Genomic DNA, 8,676 nt, shown 5'->3' with positions numbered 1-8,676 from the left:
ATTTTCTATGACCGAAATGCCCTATTTGTGCTGGGCTTTTTTATACACTAGCACTGGGGTGAATAGTTACGCGATAATTTAAAAAAATTTCATTCTACTCATCCCTTCGAAAATAATATTTCCCGATTGCCAATGTCATCGACCGCTAATCTGCAAAATGCTAAAAACAAAAAATCAACAGCCCTTCCGTTTGCGGGAAGGGCTGTTGTTGATCAGCGGCTATATCATGGTATTTCTGTAAACTGTTCGACAGCGCAGTTGTTTTTGCCGCTGTCTGCACAGAAGAGATCACATCAGAGGTATTATAAAACATCAGGAGGATGACGAACCGCGCCAAGTTATTTTTGTTGTTGGGAGTGGCTATTCATTGGAAGGCTTTTTGGCTTTTCCGCTATTTCTTTAGAAAATTCCATAGTCGCTAAATTTGGCATTCTTCTTTGATTCATAAAGCTGTTTATGCCACGCATCGCCCGCTGAATCGGATTTGGCGTCATATAATAAGCGTTGCGTCTCCTTCTCATGCTGAAAGCAGCTGCGGCAATTCCCAGCCCCAATATAGTCCATATGGCGTTGTTATTGCTTCGGCGTCCTGTTAAGCGCAATAACTGATTCCACATTCCTCTATTACGCCCAAAATTAAATAGACGGTTCATGATCTGTACACTCCTCTTTTCGGATTTCCCTTGCGCTCGAAAAAATTTTCTTTTCGAGCATTTATTAATGTGCGTTAGAGAAGCAAGTTCATGTATGGAAAACACTACTTAATGACACCGTGTATTTCTTGTATTATTGCTCCTGATTGCCAAAATAAAGCGCAAAAAACCTAGAATAAAGAGGAATTACAACTTCATATTTCCAAAACGATTATTTATGCCATGAAAAAAGGCTCTCCATAAGGAAAGCCCTTCTTATTATTTTAATCGCTTTTCAAGTTCTGCTTTTTTCTCTTCATATCCAGGTTTGCCTAAAAGCGCAAACATGTTGACTTTATACGCTTCTACCCCTGGCTGGTCAAATGGATTTACCCCTAACAAGTAACCGCTCATCGCACACGCTTTTTCAAAGAAATAGACGAGATAGCCAAACGTATATTCATTTAGTTCCGGAAGGGTAATCACTAAATTCGGCACTCCGCCATCCGTATGGGCAAGAAGCGTTCCTTCAAACGCCTTCGTATTGACAAAATCAACCGTTTTTCCTGCCAAATAGTTCAGTCCATCTAAATCGTTTTCTTCTGCTTCAATAACTAAATCATGGCGCGGTTTTTCGACTTTCAATACCGTTTCAAACAAATCGCGGCGTCCTTCTTGGATATATTGCCCTAATGAATGAAGGTCAGTCGAGAAGTTGGCCGATGCAGGGAAAATTCCTTTTTGGTCTTTCCCTTCACTTTCGCCAAACAGCTGTTTCCACCATTCCGCAAAATATTGCAGCGCAGGTTCATAGTTAATGAGCAGTTCAATCGTTTTTCCTTTGTTATATAAAATGTTCCGAATCGCCGCATATTGATAAGCAGCGTTTTCTTCGAGTTCTGAGCTGCTAAAGTCTTCGCGCGCTTGCGCCGCCCCTTTCATCATTTCTTCGATGTTTGCGCCGCTTACCGCGATCGGAAGAAGCCCTACCGCAGTTAATACAGAATAACGGCCGCCGACATCGTCCGGAATGATAAACGTTTCATATCCTTCCGCCGTCGCAAGCGTTTTTAATGCGCCGCGCGCCCGGTCTGTTGTTGCGTAAATCCGTTTGCGCGCTTCTTCTTTCCCGTATTTTTCTTCCAAAAGCTTACGGAAAATACGGAACGCAATAGCTGGTTCTGTCGTCGTTCCCGATTTAGAAATAACGTTAATCGAGAAATCTTTTCCTTCAAGTAAGTCCATTACTTCTTTCATGTATGTCGAACTAATGTTGTTGCCGACGAAAATGATTTGCGGCGTATTTCGTTTTTCTTTCGGAAGCGCATTATAAAACGAATGATGAAGCATTTCGATCGCTGCACGCGCTCCCAAATACGAACCGCCGATTCCGATGACTAATAATACGTCAGAATCCGCTTGAATTTTTGCGGCCGCTTTTTGAATGCGGGAAAATTCTTCTTTGTCATAATTCACCGGCAAATCAAGCCAGCCCAAAAAATCATTGCCCACTCCGGTTTTTTCGTGAAGGGAATGGTGAGCAACTTTCACCGCATCGCGCAAATATGTAAGCTCATGTTCGCCAAAGAACGATAATGCTTTTGAATAGTCGAAACGAATATGTGTCATACGCTCGATCCTCCAAACAAAAATGTTTTCCCTTTTTACACTTTAACGAAACAATCAGAAGGAATCAAGTCACACCCTATCGTGTAAACGAATTCATTTTGAACATTTCATGGCCATAAACAAAATAAAAGAGGCAGCCGTTGCTGCCTCTTTTCCCAATTACAATGATGCACGTAAAATCGCAAGCACATCGTCTCGATTTAATTCTTTGAACTTTCCAAACTCACCATTCGCCATCGCCTTATCGGCAATTAATTCCAAACTTTCTTCACCAATTCCGTAATCCGCAAGCCGTGATGGCGCTCCGATGCTCGACCAAAATTCGCGCAGTTTTTCAATTCCTTCTAACGCTGTGTCCCGCTCCGATTTTCCTTCTGGATTTACACCAAAAACGCGAACGGCTAATTGTGCAAACCGGCTAACATTTTCATCAAGCACATGTTTCATCCAGTTTGGAAATAAAATCGCAAGCCCCCCAGCGTGCGGAATATCATAAACAGCCGAAACGGCATGTTCAATGTTATGTGTCGCCCAATCGCCTCGCACTCCCATTTGTAAAAAGCCATTGAGGGCAATGGTGCCGCAGTATAAAATCGTTTCCCGCAGCTCATAATTTTGTAAGTCGTTGACTAGTTTCGGCGCCGCTTCCATTACTGTGCGCAATACCGCTTCACACATCCGGTCTTGAAGCGGAGTATTCGTTGTATGATGGAAATATTGTTCCAGCACATGGGACATCATATCGACGATTCCGTAAACCGTATGATCCTTTGGAACGGTTAGCGTATATGTCGGATCAAGAATTGAAAATTGCGGGAACGTTGCCGGGCTGCTCCAACCATATTTTTCTTTCGTCTCCCAGTTCGTAATCACCGAACCAGAATTCATTTCCGAACCGGTTGCCGCAAGCGTCAATACAGTTCCAAACGGAAGCGCTTCTGAAACCTTTACTTTCTTTGTGATGAAATCCCACGGATCGCCATCATATTTCGCACCCGCAGTAATCGCTTTCGTACAGTCAATCACACTTCCCCCGCCAACGGCAAGCAAAAACTCGATTCCTTCTTTTTTACAAATTTCCACACCTTTTCGTACCGTTGACAAGCGCGGATTCGGCTCCACACCTGGAAGTTCTGTTACTTCCACGTTCAACTCATTCAATAGACGAATGACTTCATCATACAATCCGTTCCGTTTAATGCTGCCGCCGCCATAGACAAGCAGTATCTTTTTTCCATAACGAGGTATTTCCTCTTTCAGCTGCTCAATTTGCCCCTTTCCAAAAATCAACTTCGTCGGGTTTCGAAAAGTAAAATTTTGCATATGTATCCATCCCTCCTTTGCTTCTATTATGGAGGCTGCTTCCTTTGGATGTAAAGTAATTAATTTTTTTCACAAACTATGCATATTTTCCGTGAGTATTATGCATTCTATAAGCGAACGATTGAAAAATTTTAAGGAGGAATTTACCGATGAGCGCACTCCAGCGTATTGCACTATTCCTTACGATTATCGGCGCTATTAACTGGGGATTAATCGGTTTTTTTCAATTTGATTTAGTAGCAGCTATATTCGGCGGACAAGATTCCGCATTATCACGCGTCATTTATGGACTCATTGGTATTGCCGGACTCATTAACCTTGCGCTTCTTTTTAAGCCTGCAGAAGAGCTAGGGCGCACAGAACCAAAAACTTCCCGGACATAAAAAAGTAAAACACTCACCTTGTAAAAGGGTGGGTGTTTTACTTGGATAGGTCTTCTTTTTTCGATTGTTCGATCCATTCTTGCAGCTTTTCCTTTAATGTGTTAAACCCTGGGTTTAACGACATTTTCACTTTCACGTGCCGTTTTCTCCTTTTTCCTTGTCTTTCTTCCACCGCTCTCATGGACAGGCTGACCCGTTTTGTTTGTGGATCGATGGACAATACTTTTACGATTATTTCATCACCAACATTGACGTAATCTTTAATGTTTTTGACAAACTCATGAGAAATTTCCGAAATGTGAACAAGTCCTTGCGTCTCTTCGTCTAGTTCTACAAAGACGCCGTACGGTTGAATGCCAGTAACCTTTCCTTTCACGATACTCCCTACTTCAATATTAGACAAACAAAACACTCCTATTTTCCAATTTGAATATGCGTTTTTATATTATAACATAATTTTTCGTTCACCAAAAAATACGTTCTGCTATTCCAACGATGGAATAGCAGAACATCACGGCTACAATCGATCTAAAAAGCGTTTCATTCGTTTGATTGCTTCTTGCAGCTGTTCTAATGAAGAAGCGTAGGAACAGCGAATATATCCTTCTCCGCTTGCGCCAAATACGTTTCCAGGTACGACCGCAACTTTTTCCTCCAACAACAATTTCTCTGCAAATTGTTCGGATGTCAGCCCAGTCGATTGAATAGACGGAAATGCATAAAACGCTCCGCCAGGCATATGACAGCTAAGCCCAATTTCATTTAACGATTGCACAAAATAGTTGCGGCGGCGACGATAGCTTTTTCTCATATATTCGACATCTTGCTCTCCGTTTCTTAACGCTTCAATCGCACCGTATTGCACCATCGTCGGCGCACACATCATCGCATATTGATGAATTTTTAACATCGCTTGTAAAATTTCCGCAGGCGCCGCGGTAAATCCAAGCCTCCAGCCCGTCATGGCAAATCCTTTCGAAAAACCAGAAATCAAAATGGTCCGCTCCCGCATTCCATCTACCGCCGCAAAGCTTATGTATGAATCGTCATACGTCAGCTCTGCATAAATTTCGTCCGAAATAATAAGCAAATCATGTTTTTTTGCGATTTGCGCAATTGCTTCTAGCTCTTCTTTATGGAGCACCGTCCCTGTCGGATTGTTTGGTGAACAGATGATGAGCGCTTTTGTTCGATCGGTAATAACCCGCTCGATTTGATCTGCACGAAGCTTGAAATGGTCATCCCCATTTGTTTCTACCGGAACAGGCACTCCTCCTGCCAACGTAACAAGCGATTCATAAGCAACAAAGCTAGGCTCAACAACGATCACTTCATCCCCAGGATTCACCGTCGCCCGCAGTGCTAAATCAATTGCTTGGCTTGCGCCGACCGTGACAAGAATTTCTGTTTCGGGATCGTATTCAATATGGAATTTTCGGGCTAAATAAGCGGCAATTTCTTGACGAAGCTCTAAAAGTCCAGCGTTTGCCGTATATGATGTATATCCTTGCTCAAGCGACAAAATACATGCTTCACGTATGTTCCATGATGTGACAAAGTCAGGCTCGCCCACCCCTAGAGAAATAACTCCTTCCATGCTGGAAGCAAGATCAAAAAAACGGCGAATTCCTGACGGCTTCAGACGAGCGACTGTTTCCGACAAATAGGATTTCTTCGTTCGTTGCATCATGGCGCCATCACGATGCGACGATCTTGATCTCCTTGGTCAAACACCGTACCGTCATGTTTATATTTTTTCAATATAAAATGAGTTGTCGTCGAAATGACAGAGTCTAACGTCGATAATTTTTCAGAAACGAATTGCGCCACTTCCGACATAGAACGCCCTTCAATGACAACGGATAAATCATACGCTCCTGACATTAAATAAACGGATTTTACTTCTGGAAAACGATAAATGCGCTCCGCCACTTCATCAAACCCTACTCCTCGTTTTGGCGTTACTTTGACATCAATCATCGCCGTAACTCCTTCATGTCCGTCTACTTTTCGCCAGTCGACAAGCGCCGCGTACTGCACAATCACTTTCATTTCCTCAAGTTTTTTCATGATCGCTTCTGTTTCTTCCACGGATAACGATACCATTTTTGCCAGCGTTTCGATCGGAATACGCGCGTCTTTTTCTAATATTTCGATAATTTCTATTTCTTTTTCGGTCAGTTTCACTCTCCATCCCCCCGATAAACATTTTCACATAAATTCTATCAATTTGCACGAAAAAATGGCAAATACTACAACTATGCTACAATAAATTATGAGAGGTGGCGAACGATGGCAACATCGCAACCAAGTGCGCAAACAATCCAGTTAAATAATATTCAGCTTTATTACGAAGCATACAATATGGAACAAAAACGCTCTGTATTTGTTGCGCATCCATCGTCTGTCCACACCTTCCAAGCAAAAATGTTGAGCATACAAAAATTATAAGCGATAATCCTTAAAAAAAGAAGGGAGAGGACGCATTTTATGTATTCGTTTGACGATGTCATCGACCGCCGCAATACCCACTCCTTGAAATGGGATGATACAGAGCGCGTTTTTGGAGCGAAAGACGTGCTGCCATTGTGGGTAGCGGATATGGATTTTCCAGCTCCTCAAGCCGTCATAAAAGCGCTGCATGAACGAATTGCACACGGTATTTTCGGATATACAGTCATTCCCAATTCGCTAAAAGACGCCATAAAGAATTGGCTCAAGTTGCGGCATCAATGGGAGATTGAACCATCCTGGCTTTCGTTTTCTACTGGTGTAGTGCCGGAGATTGCCAATGCCATCGAAGCGTTTACGGAACAAAATGACCGCATCGTCGTCTTTACGCCTGTATATCCTCCGCTGTTTCAGCTTGTTAAAAAACATCAGCGCACGCTTGTAACAAGCCCTTTGCGACTTGCAGAAAACCGCTATGAAATCGATTGGGAAGATTTCGAGAAAAAAATTCAAGGTGCCAAATTATTGCTGTTATGCAGCCCTCATAACCCTGGAGGTCGTGTTTGGACATATGAGGAATTAACGAAAATAGGGGAATTATGCATCAAACATAACGTCATCGTCGTTTCCGACGAAATTCACGCCGATTTGACATTTCTGCCGCACCGACATGTTCCGTTCGCTTCGATTGATCCGGCATTTGCGGAAAACAGCGTCACATGCATCGCTCCGACGAAAACATTTAACCTTGCCGGACTGCAAGCGGCCGCTACGATTATTCCAAACGAAACATTAAAACGGCAATTTAACAAAGTACAACAACGGCAAGGCTTTTTTACACTCAACACCTTCGCGGTTGCCGGCACCGAAGCAGCTTACCGGCACGGTCAGGAATGGCTCGATGCATTATTGCGATATTTACAAGAAAATATTGATTACTTATGTTCTTACATAGAAGCAAACTTGCCAAAACTTCGTGTCATTCGCCCTGAAGCGACATATCTCGTGTGGATCGATTGCCGGCAACTAGATGTGACAGAACAACAACTAAGGCAGCTTCTTTTAGAGAAAGGGAAGATTGCTGTAGAATTTGGAAGCAAATTCGGAGAAGAAGGGAGAGGATTTATTCGCATGAATGTTGCTTGCCCGCGAAAAACGTTAGAAGATGCTCTTTTCCGCCTATCAGTTGCGTTGCAATAGCTTTCATCTTCGAGCAACGAACGAGATTTTAAAAAATAAGAAAAGGCTCTTTCCTTTACACAAGGTAGAGCCTTTTTATCTATTTTTTAATTTCACCACATGCAATTCGTCCACCAGCATCTCCAGCCGGCTGTGTCATCCCATCATCTTTTCTTTCATGGATGACAATCGCCGTCCCGTCTTTTGTCAACAGCGAACCTTTCTGTCCTTCTTTCAGCGTCACATTTGGCGCTGTCAATTCCACGTTTACCGTTCCGTCCTCTTTTACGATAATATTAGGCAAGTCCCCGGCATGAGCCCCTTCTGGATGAAGCAATCCATGTTTCTTTCCATCTGGATTGTAGTGGCTTCCAGCCGATTGAAAGTCCGGCTTTTTGCAAACTCCTTTTTCATGAATGTGAATCGCGTGCTCACCAGGCGGAAGTCCCTCCAAATCCAGTTTCAATTTAACGCCTTTCGCTTGTTCTGATAGTTTTATCGTACCGATCGAATCACCGGCACTATTAATCATATTAACTTCTAAATTCGTCACGTTTTCCTTTTTACAACCGGCGGCAAATAAAAACACCGCCAGTAACAAACCTAACTTTTGAAACACAAAACCCCTCCAGCAACACCTTTTTACATATAGTATTGCCAAAGGGGAAAACAATTAAACCATCATTTTTCATTATGAACAATATTGTCTTTCTTTAATTGTTCTTCTAATTCCTTTGCCTTTTCTTCCTGACGTTTCGAAATTTTTATGATCAGCCGCATCGTTAAAATTGCGGCAATAAGAAAAATCGTACATGTGATGGCAGCTGGAATGTACTCTCGTTTATCTTCAGGAAAATATAAAAAAGTCCAGTTTAATATATATGGAATGATCATCGTTCGACAACCTCTCACGCATAAAATGATACATCAATTATTATATTATCATAAACCAAGCGAAAAATCCGCCAAAAAAGCGACCTTTAAAGAGCAAACTTTTTTCTTAGCTGAGTCAACTACCCAACGGCTAAAGCCGTGGGCTTGCAGCTAGCCTAATTGGCTGCCGCGTTCGGCTGGTTGAC

The 8,676-nt window shown here is 42.6% G+C and carries 11 protein-coding genes; 3 read left to right on the top strand and 8 right to left on the bottom strand.

The annotated features are described in order from the left end of the window. Positions 1-338: 338 nt before the first annotated feature. The 3 genes from DCC82_RS15955 to DCC82_RS15945 form a co-directional block, all read right to left on the bottom strand. Complete coding sequence (locus DCC82_RS15955; protein WP_015864931.1) at positions 339-653, bottom strand: hypothetical protein; 315 nt, start codon at positions 651-653, stop codon at positions 339-341. 258 nt (positions 654-911) lie between these two features. Beyond that, positions 912-2,261 (bottom strand): glucose-6-phosphate isomerase, encoded by a 1,350-nt coding sequence (locus tag DCC82_RS15950; protein WP_081189117.1) that lies wholly within the window; start codon positions 2,259-2,261, stop codon positions 912-914. A 159-nt stretch (positions 2,262-2,420) separates the two neighbouring features. Further along, positions 2,421-3,584, bottom strand: coding sequence for an iron-containing alcohol dehydrogenase (locus DCC82_RS15945; RefSeq protein WP_097355045.1), 1,164 nt, complete (start codon positions 3,582-3,584; stop codon positions 2,421-2,423). 149 nt (positions 3,585-3,733) lie between these two features. On the opposite strand from DCC82_RS15945, the gene DCC82_RS15940 reads away from it, so the two are divergent. Next, positions 3,734-3,967, top strand: coding sequence for a DUF378 domain-containing protein (locus DCC82_RS15940; protein ID WP_015864934.1), 234 nt, complete (start codon positions 3,734-3,736; stop codon positions 3,965-3,967). Between the two features lie 37 nt (positions 3,968-4,004). Here the strand turns inward: DCC82_RS15940 and yugI are convergent, their stop codons facing one another. The 3 genes from yugI to DCC82_RS15925 form a co-directional block, all read right to left on the bottom strand. Further along, the gene (gene yugI / locus DCC82_RS15935; RefSeq protein WP_097355046.1) at positions 4,005-4,370 is read right to left on the bottom strand and encodes a S1 domain-containing post-transcriptional regulator GSP13; all 366 of its coding nucleotides are present in this window, start codon (positions 4,368-4,370) and stop codon (positions 4,005-4,007) included. Between the two features lie 114 nt (positions 4,371-4,484). After that, positions 4,485-5,654 carry an aminotransferase gene (locus tag DCC82_RS15930; RefSeq protein WP_483299671.1) on the bottom strand — a complete coding sequence of 390 codons (1,170 nt, stop codon included), beginning with the start codon at positions 5,652-5,654 and terminating at the stop codon, positions 4,485-4,487. Then, positions 5,654-6,154 carry an Lrp/AsnC family transcriptional regulator gene (locus DCC82_RS15925; protein WP_015864937.1) on the bottom strand — a complete coding sequence of 167 codons (501 nt, stop codon included), beginning with the start codon at positions 6,152-6,154 and terminating at the stop codon, positions 5,654-5,656. Before DCC82_RS15925 ends, DCC82_RS15930 begins: the two co-directional genes overlap by 1 nt. A 105-nt stretch (positions 6,155-6,259) precedes the next feature. On the opposite strand from DCC82_RS15925, the gene DCC82_RS17500 reads away from it, so the two are divergent. Both DCC82_RS17500 and DCC82_RS15920 read left to right on the top strand, forming a co-directional pair. After that, complete coding sequence (locus tag DCC82_RS17500; protein ID WP_015864938.1) at positions 6,260-6,418, top strand: hypothetical protein; 159 nt, start codon at positions 6,260-6,262, stop codon at positions 6,416-6,418. A gap of 39 nt (positions 6,419-6,457) precedes the next feature. Further along, positions 6,458-7,618 carry a MalY/PatB family protein gene (locus DCC82_RS15920; protein ID WP_097355048.1) on the top strand — a complete coding sequence of 387 codons (1,161 nt, stop codon included), beginning with the start codon at positions 6,458-6,460 and terminating at the stop codon, positions 7,616-7,618. A gap of 79 nt (positions 7,619-7,697) precedes the next feature. On the opposite strand, the gene DCC82_RS15915 is transcribed toward DCC82_RS15920, so the two are convergent. Together DCC82_RS15915 and DCC82_RS15910 are read right to left on the bottom strand one after the other, a co-directional pair. Further along, a complete protein-coding gene (locus DCC82_RS15915) occupies positions 7,698-8,216 on the bottom strand; it encodes a superoxide dismutase family protein (protein ID WP_015864940.1) in 519 nt (172 codons plus the stop codon). Between the two features lie 62 nt (positions 8,217-8,278). Further along, positions 8,279-8,491: a hypothetical protein gene (locus DCC82_RS15910; RefSeq protein ID WP_015864941.1), complete on the bottom strand. Its 213-nt coding sequence runs from the start codon at positions 8,489-8,491 to the stop codon at positions 8,279-8,281. Positions 8,492-8,676 lie beyond the last annotated feature (185 nt).

The organism is Geobacillus sp. LYN3, assembly GCF_003064505.1.
Taxonomy (GTDB): Bacteria; Bacillota; Bacilli; order Bacillales; family Anoxybacillaceae; genus Parageobacillus_B; species Parageobacillus_B toebii.
The sequence above is the reverse complement of the archived record's forward strand: the minus strand, read 5'-3'. Positions and strand labels throughout refer to the sequence as shown.

Bases quoted from the DNA above. Each gene is read 5' to 3' on its own strand.
- DCC82_RS15955 (WP_015864931.1), bottom strand. From the start codon at position 653: ATGAACCGTCTATTTAATTTTGGGCGTAATAGAGGAATGTGGAATCAG.
- DCC82_RS15950 (WP_081189117.1), bottom strand. From the start codon at position 2,261: ATGACACATATTCGTTTCGACTATTCAAAAGCATTATCGTTCTTTGGC.
- DCC82_RS15945 (WP_097355045.1), bottom strand. From the start codon at position 3,584: ATGCAAAATTTTACTTTTCGAAACCCGACGAAGTTGATTTTTGGAAAG.
- DCC82_RS15940 (WP_015864934.1), top strand. From the start codon at position 3,734: ATGAGCGCACTCCAGCGTATTGCACTATTCCTTACGATTATCGGCGCT.
- DCC82_RS15930 (WP_483299671.1), bottom strand. From the start codon at position 5,654: ATGCAACGAACGAAGAAATCCTATTTGTCGGAAACAGTCGCTCGTCTG.
- DCC82_RS17500 (WP_015864938.1), top strand. From the start codon at position 6,260: ATGGCAACATCGCAACCAAGTGCGCAAACAATCCAGTTAAATAATATT.
- DCC82_RS15920 (WP_097355048.1), top strand. From the start codon at position 6,458: ATGTATTCGTTTGACGATGTCATCGACCGCCGCAATACCCACTCCTTG.
- DCC82_RS15910 (WP_015864941.1), bottom strand. From the start codon at position 8,491: ATGATCATTCCATATATATTAAACTGGACTTTTTTATATTTTCCTGAA.